The following is a 16,153-nucleotide window of genomic DNA, read 5'->3' as shown; positions in this document are numbered from 1 at the left end:
GCGGCAGGGACCGCATGTTGCAGCGATGAAACGCTTGTCTGCCGCCGCGAAAGCCGCATGAGGCCCTTCACGGACAAGCTCGTTATCCGGGCGCACACTCGTGACGAACGATGCAGGGGCCTGCGATGAACGACGGAACGCGCTCCACGTCGCCAGAGGGAAACGGAGTCGACGATACCGTCATCAAGGACATGCTCTGGGCGTTCGCCGTGCGATCGCCGGAACACGCCGCGCTGCTGGTGGGTGCGCACGGCCGCATCACATGGACCAATTCAGGCGCCGAAGTCATCCTCGGTGCCGAGCCCGGCGGACTGGTCGGCCGCGACATCTCCTCCATCTTCATCCCGCGCGACATCGCCGCTGGCATCCCCGAGCACGAAATGCTGGAAGCGCGATCGCGCGGCACGGCGTCGGACGATCGCTGGATGGCCCGTCTCGACGGCTCGCGTTTCTGGGCGTCGGGCACGATGGTGTATCTGGGGCCATTCATCGAGGAGAAGGCGTGCTGCGCCTTCCTCAAGCTGTTCCGCGACCTGACCGAAGTGAAGATGCAGCTGGAAAGCAGCCGCAAGCGTTGCCGAGCGGCCACCGAGTCGAGCGACAAGAAGAGCGCGGCCATCGCGCTGCTCGCGCATGAATTGCGCAATCCGCTGTCGGGCATCAGCCTCGCCGCGGGCATGCTGAAGCGGAAGATCGGCGACCAGGTGCCCGCGACTGGGGAACCGCTGGACCTGATCGAGCGCAACGTCACGCTCGCCGCGCGCCTGATCGAGGACCTGATGCAGCACAGCAAGGTCGGCGCGGACGGCTTCAAGCTCGACAAGGCCACCTGCAACCTTCGCGAGATGCTCGATCACTCGGTGTCCATCGCCAAGCGCCAGATGGAGCAGGAAGGCCGGCACGTCGAGGTGCTGCTGCCGGAGCACGAGATCGTCGTGGAAGTGGACCCGATGCGCATGCAGCAGGTGTTCGTGAACCTGATCGCCAATGCGCTGCGCTACACGCCCGCGCCGGGACAGATCTGGGTCACCGGCACGCTGGAAGGCCCGGAGGCGATCGTGCGCGTGACCGACGAAGGCATCGGCATCGCGCCGAACCGGCTGGAACGCCTGTTCGAGATGTTCACGCTGCCGCGGCTGGACAGCTCGAAGCTCGGGCTGGGGCTCGGCCTGGCGCTGGTGAAGAAGATCATCGAGCTGCACGGCGGCACCGTGCAGGCGCGCAGCGAAGGGCCGGGGAAAGGCAGCCAGTTCGTGGTGCGCTTCCCGCTGCGCTGATCGTTACAGCGCGCCGGTGCGCACGTGGAAACCGAGCGCGCCGGCCACCATGCGCAGGGCCTCGTCGTCGCGTTGGCGCGTGATGAATCCGGCCTGCGCGTGCTCGCCGGTTTCGTACGTCCACAGCGTGTAGTGGTGCTCGCGCAGGCGGTCGAAGGCGACGTTGACCAGCGCCGGCACTTCGGCCTCCGCGAGGAAGTCGTCATCGTCCACGACGTCGCCCCAGTCGATGCGCAGGCCGAAACGCGCGGCGAGCTCATCGAGCACTTCGATCAGCCCGGCGGGATCGGATTCCTCAACATGGAAGCCGGCGCGCCAATCGATGGCATCGCGCAGCGCCTGCACGGGATCCTCGCCGTCGGCGAGCGCTTCGCGGCAGCGGGCGAACTGTTCCATCGCCGCGTCCTCGTCGTCGGGATTGACCAGCAACAGGAACTGCCACGCGACCGCTTCCTGTGCGGCGTCCTCGTCGAGGTCGGCGTCGTCGTGGAACGAACGGGCGAAGTTGTCGTCGGGGTCGTATTCGGAATGCATGGCGCGGTACTGCGGGCGGGGCGCACAGGATACGGCGCGACGCGGCGGTGGCGCGTGCAGGCAAAAAAGAAGGCTGCCGAAGAACACCGGCAGCCCTGAAAGGAGTGGACGCCCGGGGGGAAGAGGGCGCCCGGCCGACTCGCAGCGGCCGACGCCAGCGTCGCTGCGCGGCGATGCGTGCTCCATAGGAGGAATCCGAATCGCACCTTCCGTCGGGAGGTCGGGTGCGGGCGTGGCGATGACGCGGAGGCGGGATCACGCTGCCCGCATCGCCCGCTCGGAGTGCGCCCATGGCTTCGATCCAGCGCGACATCGACGTGGACATTCCGTTGCGCGATGCGTGGGACGCACTGCGTGACGTCGGCAACATCCACACCCGCCTGGTGCCCGGCTTCGTTACCGACTGCCGCATGGAAGGCCGCGTGCGCGTGGTGACGTTCGGCAACGGCACCGTGGTGCGCGAGCCGATCCTCGATATCGACCAGACGCGTCATCGCGTCGCGTGGGCCGCGATCGGAGGGACCTTCGAGCATTACAACGCGTCGGTGCAGGCGTTCGAACTCGACGGCGCGCGGACCCGGATCCGCTGGATCGCCGACCTGCTGCCGGATGAGGCGGCTTCGACGGTCGACGGGATGATCGCGGAGGGGTTGTCGGTGATGAAGCGGACGTTGGAGGGGGCGGGCGGGGGGTGAGCATCGATGCGCGGCGCTAATGCGGGAATCGAGCGCGCTTGCTCGTGCTCGTCATTCCCGCGTAGGCGGGAATCCATGGACGTTGCTGCGGTGATCTGAGAGCAAAAGCGCAGAACCAGCAGCGCTGTGCGCCCGAGGTGGGCCACCGTAGACGCTCCGTTACCCCTCACCCCAACCCCTCTCCCGGTGGGAGAGGGGCTCAAACCGGGGAATCGGGATGAAAGTGCGAGAGCGCAAGGCCTTCAACTGCCTTACGGCAACGGCGTCCCCTGGTCCGCGATCGCCAGCCAGCGATGGCCGTCGTGGCTGTAGGTCACGCCGGTGTAGGCGTGCTGGCGGAAGCCGATGCGGGGGATCTCGTACACCGTCTCGTACAGGATGAACGCGGCGTTGCAGCCGTCGACCACGCGATAGACCTCAGTCCAGGTCCACTGCGCCTCGCGGTTGGCGAAGTGGCTGGCCAGCGCGGTCATGATCGCGTCGATGCCCACGCGCCTGGCGCCGCTGGCGAAGATGGTAATCGCGCGTTCGTCGTGGACGGCGCGGAAGGTCTCGGCGTCGTAGTCGCGGAAGGATTCCATGTCCATGCGCTGGGCCAGTTCGAACTGGCGCGCGCAGCCGCGGGCACGGTGGTCGCTGCCGCGATCGCCGGCGAATGCAGGCGCGGCAGCGGACAGGAACAGCAGGCAGGCAACGGCGGGAAGGCAGCGGAGCAGGAGCGGGCGGATCGTCATCGTCGTGTCCTCGACGTGGGGGCAGACGGACGGTAGGCCCGCAAGCGGCCCTGTTCGAGAGCCACTATCGAGGCGTTCCGTGGGGCCATTGCATCGCGGACCTGCCGCGGTGCGGCCACAAATTCCCCGCATAATCGAGTGCCCACACGTCATCGGAGCCCCACCCATGACCCTTCTCGTGACCGGCAGCGCCGGCCATCTGGGCGAAGGACTGATGCGGCAGTTGCGCGCCACCGGCCGCGACGCGGTCGGCATCGACATCAAGCCTTCGGCATTCACCGACCACGTCGGTTCCATCACCGATCGCGACTTCGTGCGCCGACGCATGAAGGGCGTGCGCGCGGTGGTCCACGCCGCGACGCTGCACAAGCCGCACGTGGCGACGCATCCGCACCAGGACTTCATCGACACCAACATCAGCGGCACGCTCGTTCTGCTCGAGGAAGCGCTGGCCGCGAACGTGGAGTCTTTCGTCTTCACCAGCACGACCAGCACCTTCGGCGCCGCGCTGACGCCGGCGATGGGCGAGCCGGCGGCGTGGATCAACGAGGACGTCGCGCCGATCCCGAAGAACATCTACGGCGTGACCAAACTGTCGGCCGAGCAGCTGTGCGAGCTGTTCCACCGCAAGCGCCGCCTGCCGGTGCTGGTGCTGCGCACCTCGCGCTTCTTCCCCGAGCCCGACGACAGCATCGACGTGCGCAACGGGTTTTCCACCGCCAACGCGCAGGCGAACGAGCTGCTCTATCGTCGCGTCGACATCGCCGACGCGGTGGACGCGCATCTTCTGGCGGTCGAACGCGCGAAGGCGATTGGCTTCGGCCGCTACATCATCTCGTCGACGACGCCGTTCACGCGCGAGGACCTGCCGGAACTCCGTCGCGATCCGGCGACCGTGCTGGCACGGCATTTCCCCGAAGCGCCGGCGCTGTACGCCTCGCGTGGCTGGCGGATGTTTCCGCAGATCGACCGTGTGTACGACAACGCGCGCGCGCGTGAGCAGCTGGGCTGGCAGCCGAAGTACGACTTCGCGCGCGTGCTCGACGCGCTGCGCAGTGGCGAGGATTTCCGGAGCCCGCTGGCCGAGGCGGTCGGCAGCAAGGGCTACCACGACGTGGTGTTCGAGGACGGGCCGTATCCGGTGGTGTCGTAGGCGCCGTCGCTCTCACCCCAACCCCTCTCCCGCAGGCGGGAGAGGGGCTTCAAGCGAAACTACTGCCCCTTCGGCCGCACCTGCACCGCCGCGGCTTCCGTGAACGCCACGCGCAGCATGTCGCCGACCTTGAGCTTCGGCAGGCGCGCCTGGTATTCGGGCTTGCGCACGTCCAGCGTCACGACGTTGCCGCGCGGGCCTTCGACGGTGATGGTGTTGTTCTTCGTGTCGATCGCGCGGATCGGCGCCAGCACGGTGACGACTTCGGCCGCGCCGACCTTCGGCTTCTCGCCGAGCTTGCCGACCTGCTCGTCCTTCGCGATGTACGCGCCGGGCTCGGCGCTGCCGGCCGGCTGGATGTCCACGGTCACCGCGCGCATGTAATCCAGCGACACGGTGTCGCCCTTGTGGATCTGCTCGAAGTTGCGGACGGTCTCGTCGGCGTGCACTTCCACCTTGTTGCCGTCCGGCCCTTCCACGGTGATCAGCCGGTTGGGGGTGTTGATGTCGACGACCTTGCCTTCGACCGTCACGACGACGGCCGCGGACTCGCTGCGGTTGGGATCGGGTGGCGAGGGCTTGGCGGCGTACGCGGTCGTGGTGGCCAGGGCCAGGACGATGGCGAGGGAAACGGGGCGGAGCGGGAGCGGGGAAGTCTTCACTGCGTCCTCCGTGCGGGTGGGTGCGCATCGCGCGGCGCGCGACGGCAACGCGCAGCCCAGTCCGGGCGGCGCGGTTCAGTGTGTGCACGGAAAAGTGAAGGCCGCGTATGTTGCGCGGCCTTCGCATCGCGGGACGTCAGTGGATCGTGGGTCCGTCCTGCTCGCGGTAACGCACCTTGGCCAGCGCGTTCTCGTCCGAGGGTTCCTCGCTCCGGGACGCCGCCTTCGGCTGCTTGCGGTCCTCCAGATCCTTCTTCTGGTCCTTGGCGCCCGATTTCTGCTGCGCCTGGCCCTTCTGCTTGTCCGGTCGCATCGCGTCCTCCTAGTGGTGGCGCTTGTCGCTGCCGGAACGATGGTCGTCGCGGCCTTCGTCGCGGGTCGACGGCTCCTTGTGCACCGCGTGCTTGCGCTGTGTCGGACCGTCGTGGCCGGCGCGCATGGCGTGGTCGCGATCGGTGTCGCGATTGCCACCGGACGGCGGCGTGGTGTGGTCGCTCTTGACCCGGTCCCGCGCGTGCTTGTTGGTGCCCATGGTGTCTCCGTTCGTCGAGGGAACACCAACGTAGAGACGGCGCTGTTAGGGGTGTGGAATCGCGATGTAACGCAGGCGTTACCGCACGCGTGTTCAGCCTGAATGCGAAAAGGCCCCGGAATTCCGGGGCCTTTCGGTCGACGCAGCTGGAACGCCGGCCGCGATCAGTGATGCAGCAGCACGTCGGCGATGATGCCGGTGGCCACGGCGATCAGGACGTAGCGGCCGTCGTCGCTGCGCACCCAGCGGTGGCCGCGGGGCGGCTCGCGCAGGTCGTAGTGGCGGTAATCGTCGACGTAGACGCGACGTTCGACATAGACCACGCCGCGGCGGTAATCGTGCTTGTTGTGGCCCTTCTTGTGGCCGCGACCACGGTCGTGGTGGTCGTCGTGATCGTCGTAGTGGTCGTGACGATCGCGGTCGTGATGCTTGTCATGGGCCGAGGCGGCGACCGGCGAAAGCAGCAGGAAGCCGATCGCGAGAGTCGAAAGCAGGCGCTTCATGAAATCCCCTGTGTGCATGCGAGTTGCGGTGATGGATCTGGTTTGTGTCGATCCTGACTGGGGCGCACCGGCTGGCAATCGGGTTCGCGCCGAATCGCGACGCAGTTCGCGCTTTGTGACCGGAATCCTTCACCTCGGCTTTAGGTAAGCGCTTACAGCACCCCTTTGGAACGAAAAAAGCCGGGGTGGCGCGCGAACCGGTCGCGCGCCACCCCGGCAATCTCCCTGACGAGGAGTGCGCCCAGTGTGGCCGCCGCCTGTCGCAGGAGGCGAGACGGCGCGCCGCGTCGCCTCCTACACTCGCCCGAACGTGAACGCCTGAGGGGAAGGGAATGAAGCGTCGTGCCGTCGTGGCCCTGGCGGGCCTGTCCGTCGCCTTGTCGCTGGCCACCGCCGCGACGCCTGCGCAGGCGCCCGCCGCGCCGGCCTCGGCGCCCGTCGTGCTGCGGGCCGCGCACCTGTTCGACGGCCGCAGCGGCCAGCTTGTGTCGCCGGGCGTGGTGGTGGTGCAGGGCGATCGCATCGCCGCCGTCGGCGATGCCGCCGTGCCGGCCGGCGCGAAGGTCATCGACCTGGGCGAAGCCACGCTGCTGCCGGGCTTCATCGACGCGCACACGCACATCGCCTCCAACCACGACGACAACTGGGCGCAGGGCTTCTACGAGAACATGCTGCGCTTTCCGACCGAGCAATCGTTCCACGCGGCACGCAACGCGAAGCTGACGCTCGAAGCCGGCTTCACCACGGTGCGCGAGGTCGGCGCGCCGGATTTCGTCGACATCGCGCTGCGCAACGCGATCCGCGACGGCCTGGCCGAAGGCCCGCGCATGCTGGTCGCAGGCCACGCCCTCGGTTCCACCGGCGGGCATTGCGATGCCGCGCCGTTCCCGCCGGAGCGCGTCGTGCCGCTGGGCCCGCGCGACGGCGTGTGCAACGGCGCCGAGCAGTGCCGCCTCGCCACGCGCGAGCAGATGAAGTACGGCGCCGACCTCATCAAGATCTGCGCCTCCGGTGGCGTGCTGTCGGAAGCCGATCCGGTCGACGTCCCGCAGCTCACGCCCGACGAGCTGCGCGCGATCGTGACCGAAGCCCACACCTGGGGCCGCAAGGTCGCCGCGCACAGCCATGGCGATCTCGCCGCGAAGCTCGCGGTGGAAGCCGGCGTGGATTCGATCGAGCACGGAAGCTTCCTCACCACGCCCACGCTGCAGCTGATGAAGAGCAAGGGCACGTACCTGGTGCCCACGCGCATGACGCAGGTCTGGGTGCTCGACAAGGCCGATACGTATCCGCCGCAGATCGGCGCCAAGGCGCGCGCGGCCGGCGCGGCGCACCAGAAGATGTTCAAGGAGGCGCTGCGCGTGGGCGTGCCGATCGCGCTGGGCACCGACGCCGCGGTGTATCCGCACGGCCTCAACGCGCAGGAATTCGGCGACATGGTCGACCTGGGCATGACGCCGTCGGCGGCGTTGCTCACCAGCAGCCAGGGCTCGGCGAAGCTGCTGGGCATCGAGAACGAAACCGGCACGCTGGAGGCGGGCAAGTTCGCCGACATCGTCGCCGTGCCCGGCAACGTGCTGGAGAACATCCGCGCCACGCAGAAGCCGCTGCTGGTGATGAAGCAGGGTGCGGTGGTGCGCGGGCCGTAAGCCGCGCGCCGGGCGCAATCGATCAGTTTTCGAGAAGCGGCGCCGCGGGCGCCGCGCGAGGATGCCTTCCGTCGGCCCGCATCGTGCGGGCCATCCGCCAGGGAGCGCTCGAATGAACTGGAACAAGTGGATCCGCCAGGCCCATCGCTGGCTGTCGATTGCCTTCACGCTGTTCGTCATCGCCAACTTCGCCGTGATGGGTCGGGGCGACATCGCGCTGTGGGTCGGCTTCGCGACGCTGGTGCCGCTGGCGTTGCTGCTGGTCAGCGGGCTGTACATGTTCGCGCTGCCCTATCTGTCGCGTCGCCGGGCGCAACCGGCCTCCGGACAACCCTGAAACGCTTGCGCCCGAGCAATTGCCTGACTAAAGTCAGGCAATGGACGAACGTCAGATCGAACAGGTCCGCAGCTTCAACCGCTCGGTGACGCGCCGGATCGGGGCGCTTTCGGACGACTTCCTAGGTCGCGGCCGTCCGCTGGCCGAGTCGCGACTGCTGTTCGAGATCGGTAGCGACGGCGCCGACGTGCGCGACCTGCGCGCGCGGCTGTCGCTGGATTCGGGCTACCTGAGCCGCCTGCTGCGCGGCCTTGAATCGCAGGGGCTGGTGAAATCGCAGCCGGCGCCGGATGACGCGCGCGTCCGGCGCGTACTGCTGACCGCGAAGGGACGGCGGGAATTCGAGGCGCTCGACCGGCTGTCGCAGGACTTCGCGACCTCGCTGCTGTCGCCGCTGGGCGAGGCGCAGCGTGAGCGCCTGACCCGGGCGATGGCCGACGTCGAACGCCTGATGCGCGCCGCCGCCGTGGTCATCGAACCGGCGGACCCCGCCAGCGCCGATGCGCGCGCGTGCATCGACGCGTATCTGCGCGAACTCGACGAACGCTTCGACACGGGGTTCGACGCGACGCGCGGCCCGAGCGCCGATCCGCAGGAACTCGTACCGCCGTCCGGCGTGCTGCTGCTCGCGCGCCTGGACGAGGACGCGCTCGGCTGCGGCGCGCTGAAGGTGCTCGGCGACGGCGCCGGCGAGATCAAGCGCATGTGGGTCGCGCCGACCGCACGCGGCCTCGGCATCGCCCAGCGCATGCTCGATGCACTGGAAGCGCGGGCGCACGCGATGTCGCTGCACACGCTGCGCCTGGACACCAACCGCACGCTGCTGGAAGCACGCGCGCTGTATGCGCGCAACGGCTACGTCGAGATCCCGCGCTACAACGACAATCCCTACGCGGATTACTGGTTCGAGAAGCGCCTGGCCTGACGCGCGTTACGCGCCCACGCGCTCGCGCACCGCGTTGAAGTCGCGCACCGGGCGCACTTCGATCGAACCGAAGCGCGACCACGGGAACGAATGCGCGATGTCCACCGCAGCTTCGATATCCGGCGCCTCGATCAGGTTGAAGCCGGCGAAGACTTCCTTCGCTTCGGCGAACGGACCGTCGAACACGTGCGTGCTGCCGTTGCGGGCGCGGATCGAACGCGCGGTGCTGGGGACTTCGAGCTGCTGCGAATCCAGCAGCACGCCGCGCTCGCGCAGGGCGTCGGCCTTTTCGATGCAGTCCTTCATCAGGCGGTCGTACTCGCCTTCCGGCAACGCGTCGAGCAAGGCCTGGTCGGTATAGATCATCAGCAGGAATTTCATGGCACTCCGCGGATGCGTACTGGGGACACGCATTGTGGCCCATGCGTGCGACGGCGCGATGTACCGGAAGACACACGACGGCGCCGCGATGGCACGTTTCGCCGATTCGCCCGCTGACGGGACGGTTCTTCCCCCCGATACGGGCTTATCGGCGCGGGGTCGCGTGCCTAACCTGTCACTCCTCCCCCGCAACGGAATGCCCGCCATGCTCACGCCACGCCAGGCCCAGTTCGCCTTCGTTCCGCTGGTCGTCACGCTGATGTCGGGCGTGATGAGCTTCGCCATGATCGCCTTGCACCGCGGTTTCGGCCCCGGGCTCGTCGAGGCCTGGCTGCGCGGATGGCCCGTCGCGTTCGCCGTCGCGCTGCCGGCCGCGTGGGTGATCCTGCCCGGCGTGCGCGCGCTGCTGGCGCGTGTGACGAAGGTGTGCAGCGAAGCCACCGGATCGTCGCGTCGCCTCGGCCGCATGGGATGAGCGACGTGTCGTCGGCGCCGCTCCGGTACGATGCCGCGGGTTCTCCGCAGGAAAAGGAACACGGCATGGCGTCCACCGCCGGCTTGCAGGCACACGATCCCGTCATCGACCCCGTGATCGATGTCAGGGGGCTCACCAAGACGTACTCCACCGGTTTCCAGGCGCTCAAGGGCATCGACCTGCAGATCCGCCGCGGCGAGATCTTCGCGCTGCTCGGGCCCAACGGCGCGGGCAAGACGACGCTGATCAGCATCATCTGCGGCATCGTCAACGCGAGCTCCGGCAGCGTCACCGCCGACGGCCACGACATCGTCCACGATTACCGCGCCGCACGCATGAAGATCGGGCTGGTGCCGCAGGAGCTGTCGACCGACGCGTTCGAAAGCGTATGGGCGACGGTGAAGTTCAGCCGTGGGCTCTTCGGCAAGCCGCGCGACGACGCGTACCTGGAAAAGGTGCTGCGCGACCTTTCGCTGTGGGACAAGAAGGACAGCAAGATCATGGCGCTGTCGGGCGGCATGAAACGCCGCGTGCTCATCGCCAAGGCGCTGTCGCACGAGCCGTCGATCCTGTTCCTCGATGAACCGACCGCAGGCGTCGACGTCGAACTGCGCCACGACATGTGGGAAATGGTGCGTCGCCTTCGCGAGAACGGCACCACGATCATCCTGACCACGCATTACATCGAGGAGGCCGAGGACATGGCCGACCGCATCGGCGTGATCAACAAGGGCGAGCTGGTGCTGGTGGAGGACAAGGCCACGCTGATGCGCAAGCTCGGCAAGAAGCAGCTCACGCTGACGCTGCAGGCGCCGCTGGAGCGGATTCCCGACGACCTCGCCGAATACCCGCTGGAACTGGCCGAAGACGGCCATTCGCTGGTCTACACCTTCGACGTGCAGGCGCAGGAAACCGGCATTGCCGCGCTCCTGCGTCGCCTCACCCAGCACGGCATCGACTTCAAGGACCTGCATTCGTCCGAGAGTTCGCTGGAGGACATCTTCGTCAGCCTGGTCCGCCAGAACCGGGAGGCGCGCGCATGAACCTGCACGCGATCCGCGCCATCTACCGCTTCGAGATGGCGCGCACGTTCCGCACGCTGATGGAGTCGATCGTCTCGCCGGTGCTGTCGACGTCGCTGTACTTCATCGTCTTCGGCGCGGCGATCGGTGGGCGCATGGGCGATGTCGACGGCGTGAGCTACGGCGCCTTCATCATCCCCGGCCTGATCATGCTGTCGCTGCTGAGCGAGAGCATCTCCAACGCGTCCTTCGGCATCTACATGCCCAAGTGGGCCGGCACGATCTACGAACTGCTGTCGGCACCGGTGTCGGCGATGGAAATCGTGATCGGCTACGTAGGCGCCGCGGCGACCAAGTCGCTGATGCTCGGCACGCTGATCCTGCTCACCGCGCGCTTCTTCGTGCCGTACGAAATCCAGCATCCGTTCTGGATGCTGTGCTTCCTGGTGCTGACGGCGCTTACCTTCAGCCTGTTCGGTTTCATCATCGGTCTGTGGGCCGACAGCTTCCAGCGCCTGCAGCTGGTGCCGCTGATGATCATCACGCCGCTGACGTTCCTCGGAGGCGCGTTCTATTCGATCAGCATGCTCCCGCCGTTGTGGCAGAAGGTCGCGCTGTTCAATCCGGTGGTGTACCTCATCAGCGGTTTCCGCTGGAGCTTCTTCGGGATTTCCGACGTCAACGTCGGCATCAGCGCGGCGGCGATCCTTGGCTTCCTGCTGCTGTGCCTGGGCGTGGTGTACTGGATCTTCCGCACCGGCTGGAAGTTGAAGCAGTAAGCCGCTCCGCGCGACAAAACGAAGGGCCGCAGCTGCGGCCCTTCTTGTTTCCGGCGACTTCGATGACTAGCTGCGCTCGCCTTCGCGCAGTTCCTGCGTGAGCCAGCGATCGATCAGGCGTTTCTCGAAGCGCAGCGGATCGCTGTTGAGCGAGGCGCTGTCGCTCATCAGGAAGCCCGGATCGCTGAGCTTGCGCTCGCCTTGCGCGATCACGTTGCCGTTGGCATCGGTAAGGCGCACGTTGAGCGTCATGCGCGGCGGATAGACGTCGCGGATGATGCGCGTGTTCTGCAGGTTCGGGCCGTGCCACGGTTCGAACATGCCCGCGCGGCGGATGTCGAGGATGTCGACATCCAGGCGCTGGCCCTCGGGCAGGCGCTTCTCGGCGCGCTCGCGCAGGTAGCCCGCGAGTTCCTGCACCCAGTTGCCCTGCGAGGCTTCCCAGCGGTTGCCGCTGTAGCGAAGTTCGCTGAAGCGCGACGGGTCTTCCCATCGCACGTTGACCGACTCGCTTTCTGGCAAGGCGCGCGGTGCATCCGGATCGGTGACGTTTCGGACTCCGGCGATCGCAGTGGAGGTGAAGGCAGCGGCGAGAAGGAGAAGGGCGAGGCGCGATTTCATGGCGACCTCCGAAGGGATGGGGCAATCGGATTCTCCCACCGCCGATGCGCGCCGGCGACGCGGCTCGCAGCGACGTACAGCCGGCGTTCGCGGTTTCGAACCACGAATCCTTAACAGGTCAAGGCCTTCGGCTGAGAGTTTTTCGGACCCGTCTCATATCGGCCCCGGGGACCGATCCGGAAACTTCCTCCTGCGCCGCAATGGCGCTTCGCCCGGCACGTATCGCAGCCGGAATTCCCCCGCCAGGAGTCCACCGCGTCCGGTCGCCGGGCGCCGCCGTCCGCCCACGGAGCCGTTCCATGTCCCCCGCCGTACGCAAAGCCCGAGTCCGTCCCGTCCGCTGCGGTTGGCGCAGCAGCCTGCAGGTGATCTGCGCAGCCGCGGTGCTGGTTGCCGCCACGAGCGCCGGCTCCGGCTATGCGCGCACGCACGTCGCCGTGCCGGCGCGCGCGGTCGCCATCGAGGCGGGGATGGGCGGTCCGTACCTGCCGGCCTCGCAGGCGCCGCACTACGACCTCGCCGCGGACCTCGCGCACCTGGACGCGGTGCCGCTGCACAAGGCCGACGACGCGATCGACCTGTCGGCGATCGCCTGGAATCCGGTCAAGCGCGACTGGCGCGAGAAGCTGCTCAGCCTGCTGCCGGTCGCGCCGGTGCGGATCACGTCCGGCTTCGGCCGCCGCCACGACCCCTTCGGGCGCGGCGATGCCTTCCACAGCGGCATCGACTTCGCCGGCACGACCGGAACGCCGGTGCATGCCTGCGGCGACGGCGTGGTCGTGCAGGCGCATTACACGAAGGACTACGGCAACGTGGTCATGATCGACCACGGCCAGGGCATCGTGACGCTGTACGCGCACAACAGCCGGCTGGAGGTGCGGCCCGGCGACGTCGTCCTCGCCGGGCAGGAGATCTCGAAGATGGGCTCGACCGGCCGTTCGACCGGTCCGCACCTGCATTTCGAAGTGCGCCAGTACGGGCGCCGGATCGACCCGGGCCGTTACCTGGCGGGGCTTTGAGGCTTACTCGCCGGCTTCCGCGTCGCGGAACCAGGCCTCGACCTTGCCCTTGTGCTTCATCGTCATCGGGTTGCCGCGGCGATCCAGCGCCTTGCCGACCGGCAGCCGCACCCAGCCCTCGCTGATGCAGTACTCCTCGACATTGATGCGCTCGACCCCGTTGAAGCGGATGCCGATGCCGCGCTCGAGCACCGTCTCATCGAAGAACGGGCTGCGCGGGTCGTTGGAGAGGCGGTCGGGGGGGGTGTCGGTCATGGCGGGATTCGTGTTCTGGCGCGGGTATTGGCACCGGGCAGGCGCCGGGGCCGCACAGGATACGTGCGGTGGCGCGATCCCGCAGCCTCAGGGGTGCTCGCCGCGGCCCTGCGCCTTGGCGCGGGCGATCACCGCCCGGACCCGGTCGCGGTCGGTGTGGCGCGAAATAGCCACCGCGCCCAGCTCGATCGCGCGCTCGCGCAACTCGGACGGTACGTCGTAATGCGCGCCGGAGGTCTTGTTCTGGAAAGCCCGGCGCGGGATGTCCAGGCGCTCGGCCATGGCATGGAGCTCGTCGAGGGTGTCGGCCATCAGGTGGGCCCAGCGGCGGCCGCGCCACAGGTGGACCGCATCATCGACATAGACCGTCATCGCCGGGAGAGGTAATCGGTGGACATGCTGAATGGGGATCCTATCTGAACCGCCCCGGCCGGTCCGGATTTGCAAATCCGACCAAACACGTCCAACATGCCTCGCGCTGCGTTAGCCAAGGGTCACGGTGAATGTGACCCGATGTGGATTTTCTTCTCCATCGTTGCACCTCGCTTTCTCCTTGCGACCAGCTCCAATGCCGCGATAGCGGTCTCACCATCCGTATAGGAGAAAGTCATGTCGAACCGTGAAACCGGTACCGTCAAGTGGTTCAACGATGCCAAGGGCTTCGGCTTCATCAGCCGCGAGAACGGCGAGGACGTGTTCGTCCACTTCCGTTCGATCCAGGGCTCGGGCTTCAAGAGCCTGCAGGAAGGCCAGAAGGTGTCCTTCACCGTCGTCCAGGGCCAGAAGGGCCTTCAGGCCGACGCCGTGCAGGCCCTGTAAGCCTTTCGCACCAAGCGTTACCAAAAAGCCCGGCGCAAGCCGGGCTTTTTTTTTGGCGTGACGCCCGGCGGCAGGCCGGGCGTCCCCACGCATGGGCGGGCTACCGGCTCAACGGGTACGGAACGCAAGCAGGCGTCCGTCGCTGCCCGAAGACGGGTAGCCGTAGACATCGGTCGTTCCGGGCATGATGTAGAGCATGCGACTGGCGGAGATGGCCACCTGCCCCGGCGTCGGTGTCTGCCACACCGGCTTGCGGGTCGCCAGGTCGATCGCGTACAGCGCCCGGTTGGTGCTGACGAACGCGAGGTTGTTCGTAACCACCACGTTGTGGAAGAACACCGTGTCTGCCGTTCCCGGGATCCACGACCAGAGCACCTGTCCAGTCTTCTCGTCGATCGCGTCGAACGACTTGGGATTGTTCGACGCCGCGTAGATCACGCCCTTGGCGACGGCCGGGTAGGCGCGGTAGGTCTTCACCGACGTCCAGCGTTCGCTCAAGGTGTCGATCGCGTAATTGCGCAGCGGGCGCGTCTCGTTGTACCAGTCGCCGACGAAACCGGTCACGCTGTTTTCCGCGCCGACGATCGGTGTGGCGCGGTGGTCGACCTGCAAGCCGCCCGGCTGCGGGCCGATGCTTCCCACCAGCGTGCCATCTCGCGAATCCAGAACAGTCAGTGTGCTGCCGTTGTGGGCATACAGACGGTTCGCGTCGTCCAGGGCTGGCGTGTTCATGCCGTAGGTGCCGCCCGACGCTTCCCACTTCTTCAGTCCCGTGCTCCGCTCGAACGCGTAGACGACACCTCCGTAGTAGCCGGAGTTCACGTAAGCCACGCCGTCCTTGACCGTCGGTGCGAGGATGTCGGCCCATTGCGTACGGAAGCCCGACTGCATCTGCGGCGTGCCATCGGCCGCATCGAACGCCCAGAGGAACGTGTCCTCATGCCCCGTCGTCGGCACGTAGACCGTCCCCCCCGATGCCGCGGGCGGATTGAGCGAGCCGTAGCGCAGCGTGAACTGCTGGGACCACTTCACGGTCCCGTCCTTTTCATCGAGAGCGAACAGGCCCGGTCCCGCCGTACTGACACCGTCTGCGGCCACGTACACCATGCGGCCGCTGGTCACGACCGGAAAGATCGGGCCCGTCGTGGTCGAAGTGGAGACGGCCGGGCGCTTCCATTCCCATGCCTTGGCAAACCGCGTCACGTCCAGGGTTATGGGGACGTAAGCGTTGTGGGCCGCATTGCCCTGGGTGGTCTCCCACTCGGGCATCGGCGTGATCTCCACCTTGTAGGACAAGGTCTGCGAAGCGCTCGCGTAGGGTTTGACGCACTGGACGTCTTCGCACGCGCGCACCGTGATCGTGCCCGCGCGCGTCCCCGGCACGACCGCATTGGACAGCGGCAATGAATAGACGAAGTCCGGATTGCCGCTGGCGGTGACAGCGGGAGTGACGAAGGTGCCGCCGTCGTCGGCGACCTGCAGGTAGACCTGGGCCGAACCCAGATTGGCCGCGGTCCATCGACCGGTCACGTCGGCCTTCGCGTCGTCGCCAAAGGCGAGCGTCAGCGAGATCGGTGGGGTGGACAGAGTCAGTCCCACCGAGGGTGTCGCCGGCGGCGGCGTCGTGGGAGGCGTCGTGGGAGGCGGTGTTGAAGGTGCCGGAGCTGGCGTACTGCCGCCCCCCCCACCACCACCGCCTCCGCATGCAGAAAGCGCGCAGATCACTACGAGCGCGCCCAAGGCGCGTGTCTTCTTCATGAATTTCCCCTTCCTTGGCCCGC

General features: G+C 67.4%; 22 protein-coding genes. 11 read left to right on the top strand and 11 right to left on the bottom strand.

What is annotated here, in order from left to right:
- Positions 1 to 125 precede the first annotated feature (125 nt).
- On the top strand, positions 126 to 1,277 hold the full coding sequence (locus DX912_RS08035) for a PAS domain-containing sensor histidine kinase (protein WP_181902760.1): 1,152 nt from the start codon (positions 126 to 128) through the stop codon (positions 1,275 to 1,277).
- A gap of 3 nt (positions 1,278 to 1,280) precedes the next feature.
- On the opposite strand, the gene DX912_RS08030 is transcribed toward DX912_RS08035, so the two are convergent.
- Positions 1,281 to 1,811, bottom strand: a complete 531-nt coding sequence (locus DX912_RS08030) for a DUF6630 family protein (RefSeq protein WP_115841971.1) — start codon at positions 1,809 to 1,811, stop codon at positions 1,281 to 1,283.
- Between the two features lie 290 nt (positions 1,812 to 2,101).
- Between DX912_RS08030 and DX912_RS08025 the strand changes: the two genes are divergently transcribed.
- Complete coding sequence (locus tag DX912_RS08025) at positions 2,102 to 2,506, top strand: SRPBCC family protein (protein ID WP_115841970.1); 405 nt, start codon at positions 2,102 to 2,104, stop codon at positions 2,504 to 2,506.
- A gap of 251 nt (positions 2,507 to 2,757) precedes the next feature.
- Here DX912_RS08025 and DX912_RS08020 read toward each other — a convergent pair whose 3' ends face one another.
- The gene (locus DX912_RS08020; protein ID WP_115841969.1) at positions 2,758 to 3,240 is read right to left on the bottom strand and encodes a Cif family virulence factor; all 483 of its coding nucleotides are present in this window, start codon (positions 3,238 to 3,240) and stop codon (positions 2,758 to 2,760) included.
- Positions 3,241 to 3,406: 166 nt separating this feature from the next.
- On the opposite strand from DX912_RS08020, the gene DX912_RS08015 reads away from it, so the two are divergent.
- On the top strand, positions 3,407 to 4,393 hold the full coding sequence (locus DX912_RS08015; RefSeq protein ID WP_115841968.1) for an NAD-dependent epimerase/dehydratase family protein: 987 nt from the start codon (positions 3,407 to 3,409) through the stop codon (positions 4,391 to 4,393).
- A gap of 59 nt (positions 4,394 to 4,452) precedes the next feature.
- Here the strand turns inward: DX912_RS08015 and DX912_RS08010 are convergent, their stop codons facing one another.
- The 4 genes from DX912_RS08010 to DX912_RS08000 all read right to left on the bottom strand — a co-directional run bounded on the left by DX912_RS08010 (position 4,453) and on the right by DX912_RS08000 (position 6,090).
- Positions 4,453 to 5,055, bottom strand: coding sequence for a hypothetical protein (locus DX912_RS08010; protein ID WP_115841967.1), 603 nt, complete (start codon positions 5,053 to 5,055; stop codon positions 4,453 to 4,455).
- 136 nt (positions 5,056 to 5,191) lie between these two features.
- Positions 5,192 to 5,368, bottom strand: a complete 177-nt coding sequence (locus DX912_RS18365) for a hypothetical protein (RefSeq protein ID WP_157031286.1) — start codon at positions 5,366 to 5,368, stop codon at positions 5,192 to 5,194.
- A gap of 9 nt (positions 5,369 to 5,377) precedes the next feature.
- Positions 5,378 to 5,587, bottom strand: coding sequence for a hypothetical protein (locus DX912_RS08005; protein ID WP_115841966.1), 210 nt, complete (start codon positions 5,585 to 5,587; stop codon positions 5,378 to 5,380).
- 164 nt (positions 5,588 to 5,751) lie between these two features.
- Positions 5,752 to 6,090: an RcnB family protein gene (locus tag DX912_RS08000; RefSeq protein ID WP_115841965.1), complete on the bottom strand. Its 339-nt coding sequence runs from the start codon at positions 6,088 to 6,090 to the stop codon at positions 5,752 to 5,754.
- Between the two features lie 332 nt (positions 6,091 to 6,422).
- Between DX912_RS08000 and DX912_RS07995 the strand changes: the two genes are divergently transcribed.
- The 3 genes from DX912_RS07995 (at position 6,423) to DX912_RS07985 (ending at position 9,001) form a co-directional block, all read left to right on the top strand.
- Positions 6,423 to 7,739, top strand: a complete 1,317-nt coding sequence (locus tag DX912_RS07995) for a metal-dependent hydrolase family protein (protein ID WP_115841964.1) — start codon at positions 6,423 to 6,425, stop codon at positions 7,737 to 7,739.
- A 112-nt stretch (positions 7,740 to 7,851) separates the two neighbouring features.
- Entirely contained in the window at positions 7,852 to 8,076 is a 225-nt protein-coding gene (locus tag DX912_RS07990; RefSeq protein WP_115841963.1) for a hypothetical protein, read from the top strand.
- A gap of 40 nt (positions 8,077 to 8,116) precedes the next feature.
- The gene (locus DX912_RS07985; protein WP_115841962.1) at positions 8,117 to 9,001 is read left to right on the top strand and encodes a bifunctional helix-turn-helix transcriptional regulator/GNAT family N-acetyltransferase; all 885 of its coding nucleotides are present in this window, start codon (positions 8,117 to 8,119) and stop codon (positions 8,999 to 9,001) included.
- 6 nt (positions 9,002 to 9,007) lie between these two features.
- On the opposite strand, the gene DX912_RS07980 is transcribed toward DX912_RS07985, so the two are convergent.
- Complete coding sequence (locus tag DX912_RS07980; protein ID WP_115841961.1) at positions 9,008 to 9,382, bottom strand: YciI family protein; 375 nt, start codon at positions 9,380 to 9,382, stop codon at positions 9,008 to 9,010.
- A 205-nt stretch (positions 9,383 to 9,587) separates the two neighbouring features.
- Here DX912_RS07980 and DX912_RS18360 point away from each other — a divergent pair, with 205 nt between their 5' ends.
- From DX912_RS18360 to DX912_RS07965, 3 genes are all read left to right on the top strand, one after another.
- Entirely contained in the window at positions 9,588 to 9,857 is a 270-nt protein-coding gene (locus DX912_RS18360; RefSeq protein WP_181902759.1) for a DUF2798 domain-containing protein, read from the top strand.
- A 104-nt stretch (positions 9,858 to 9,961) separates the two neighbouring features.
- Entirely contained in the window at positions 9,962 to 10,900 is a 939-nt protein-coding gene (locus DX912_RS07970; RefSeq protein ID WP_115842082.1) for an ABC transporter ATP-binding protein, read from the top strand.
- Positions 10,897 to 11,658 carry an ABC transporter permease gene (locus tag DX912_RS07965; protein ID WP_115841959.1) on the top strand — a complete coding sequence of 254 codons (762 nt, stop codon included), beginning with the start codon at positions 10,897 to 10,899 and terminating at the stop codon, positions 11,656 to 11,658. The genes DX912_RS07970 and DX912_RS07965 overlap by 4 nt, the downstream gene beginning before the upstream one ends.
- 66 nt (positions 11,659 to 11,724) lie before the next feature.
- Here the strand turns inward: DX912_RS07965 and DX912_RS07960 are convergent, their stop codons facing one another.
- On the bottom strand, positions 11,725 to 12,279 hold the full coding sequence (locus tag DX912_RS07960) for a DUF3016 domain-containing protein (protein WP_115841958.1): 555 nt from the start codon (positions 12,277 to 12,279) through the stop codon (positions 11,725 to 11,727).
- A gap of 299 nt (positions 12,280 to 12,578) precedes the next feature.
- Between DX912_RS07960 and DX912_RS07955 the strand changes: the two genes are divergently transcribed.
- Positions 12,579 to 13,298, top strand: a complete 720-nt coding sequence (locus DX912_RS07955) for a M23 family metallopeptidase (protein ID WP_233433526.1) — start codon at positions 12,579 to 12,581, stop codon at positions 13,296 to 13,298.
- A 3-nt stretch (positions 13,299 to 13,301) separates the two neighbouring features.
- Here DX912_RS07955 and DX912_RS07950 read toward each other — a convergent pair whose 3' ends face one another.
- Together DX912_RS07950 and DX912_RS07945 are read right to left on the bottom strand one after the other, a co-directional pair.
- On the bottom strand, positions 13,302 to 13,553 hold the full coding sequence (locus tag DX912_RS07950; protein ID WP_115841956.1) for a DUF3297 family protein: 252 nt from the start codon (positions 13,551 to 13,553) through the stop codon (positions 13,302 to 13,304).
- A gap of 87 nt (positions 13,554 to 13,640) precedes the next feature.
- A complete protein-coding gene (locus DX912_RS07945) occupies positions 13,641 to 13,925 on the bottom strand; it encodes a DUF4031 domain-containing protein (protein ID WP_115841955.1) in 285 nt (94 codons plus the stop codon).
- Positions 13,926 to 14,162: 237 nt separating this feature from the next.
- Between DX912_RS07945 and DX912_RS07940 the strand changes: the two genes are divergently transcribed.
- Positions 14,163 to 14,372 (top strand): cold-shock protein, encoded by a 210-nt coding sequence (locus DX912_RS07940; RefSeq protein ID WP_115841954.1) that lies wholly within the window; start codon positions 14,163 to 14,165, stop codon positions 14,370 to 14,372.
- Positions 14,373 to 14,480: 108 nt separating this feature from the next.
- Here DX912_RS07940 and DX912_RS07935 read toward each other — a convergent pair whose 3' ends face one another.
- A complete protein-coding gene (locus DX912_RS07935; RefSeq protein WP_147298594.1) occupies positions 14,481 to 16,130 on the bottom strand; it encodes an outer membrane protein assembly factor BamB family protein in 1,650 nt (549 codons plus the stop codon).
- Positions 16,131 to 16,153 lie beyond the last annotated feature (23 nt).

Origin of the sequence: Lysobacter soli, assembly GCF_003382285.1 — a bacterium.
GTDB classification, from domain to species: Bacteria; Pseudomonadota; Gammaproteobacteria; order Xanthomonadales; family Xanthomonadaceae; genus Lysobacter_J; species Lysobacter_J soli.
The sequence above is the reverse complement of the archived record's forward strand: the minus strand, read 5'-3'. Positions and strand labels throughout refer to the sequence as shown.

What these genes read in the sequence shown, in the direction of transcription:
- DX912_RS07980 (WP_115841961.1), bottom strand. Translation starts at nt 9,382, where the DNA reads ATGAAATTCCTGCTGATGATCTATACCGACCAGGCCTTGCTCGACGCG.
- DX912_RS07945 (WP_115841955.1), bottom strand. Translation starts at nt 13,925, where the DNA reads ATGACGGTCTATGTCGATGATGCGGTCCACCTGTGGCGCGGCCGCCGC.
- DX912_RS08030 (WP_115841971.1), bottom strand. Translation starts at nt 1,811, where the DNA reads ATGCATTCCGAATACGACCCCGACGACAACTTCGCCCGTTCGTTCCAC.
- DX912_RS07950 (WP_115841956.1), bottom strand. Translation starts at nt 13,553, where the DNA reads ATGACCGACACCCCCCCCGACCGCCTCTCCAACGACCCGCGCAGCCCG.
- DX912_RS07995 (WP_115841964.1), top strand. Translation starts at nt 6,423, where the DNA reads ATGAAGCGTCGTGCCGTCGTGGCCCTGGCGGGCCTGTCCGTCGCCTTG.
- DX912_RS18360 (WP_181902759.1), top strand. Translation starts at nt 9,588, where the DNA reads ATGCTCACGCCACGCCAGGCCCAGTTCGCCTTCGTTCCGCTGGTCGTC.
- DX912_RS07935 (WP_147298594.1), bottom strand. Translation starts at nt 16,130, where the DNA reads ATGAAGAAGACACGCGCCTTGGGCGCGCTCGTAGTGATCTGCGCGCTT.
- DX912_RS07965 (WP_115841959.1), top strand. Translation starts at nt 10,897, where the DNA reads ATGAACCTGCACGCGATCCGCGCCATCTACCGCTTCGAGATGGCGCGC.
- DX912_RS18365 (WP_157031286.1), bottom strand. Translation starts at nt 5,368, where the DNA reads ATGCGACCGGACAAGCAGAAGGGCCAGGCGCAGCAGAAATCGGGCGCC.
- DX912_RS08005 (WP_115841966.1), bottom strand. Translation starts at nt 5,587, where the DNA reads ATGGGCACCAACAAGCACGCGCGGGACCGGGTCAAGAGCGACCACACC.
- DX912_RS08015 (WP_115841968.1), top strand. Translation starts at nt 3,407, where the DNA reads ATGACCCTTCTCGTGACCGGCAGCGCCGGCCATCTGGGCGAAGGACTG.
- DX912_RS07985 (WP_115841962.1), top strand. Translation starts at nt 8,117, where the DNA reads ATGGACGAACGTCAGATCGAACAGGTCCGCAGCTTCAACCGCTCGGTG.
- DX912_RS08020 (WP_115841969.1), bottom strand. Translation starts at nt 3,240, where the DNA reads ATGACGATCCGCCCGCTCCTGCTCCGCTGCCTTCCCGCCGTTGCCTGC.
- DX912_RS08035 (WP_181902760.1), top strand. Translation starts at nt 126, where the DNA reads ATGAACGACGGAACGCGCTCCACGTCGCCAGAGGGAAACGGAGTCGAC.
- DX912_RS07960 (WP_115841958.1), bottom strand. Translation starts at nt 12,279, where the DNA reads ATGAAATCGCGCCTCGCCCTTCTCCTTCTCGCCGCTGCCTTCACCTCC.
- DX912_RS07955 (WP_233433526.1), top strand. Translation starts at nt 12,579, where the DNA reads ATGTCCCCCGCCGTACGCAAAGCCCGAGTCCGTCCCGTCCGCTGCGGT.
- DX912_RS08025 (WP_115841970.1), top strand. Translation starts at nt 2,102, where the DNA reads ATGGCTTCGATCCAGCGCGACATCGACGTGGACATTCCGTTGCGCGAT.
- DX912_RS08000 (WP_115841965.1), bottom strand. Translation starts at nt 6,090, where the DNA reads ATGAAGCGCCTGCTTTCGACTCTCGCGATCGGCTTCCTGCTGCTTTCG.
- DX912_RS07940 (WP_115841954.1), top strand. Translation starts at nt 14,163, where the DNA reads ATGTCGAACCGTGAAACCGGTACCGTCAAGTGGTTCAACGATGCCAAG.
- DX912_RS07990 (WP_115841963.1), top strand. Translation starts at nt 7,852, where the DNA reads ATGAACTGGAACAAGTGGATCCGCCAGGCCCATCGCTGGCTGTCGATT.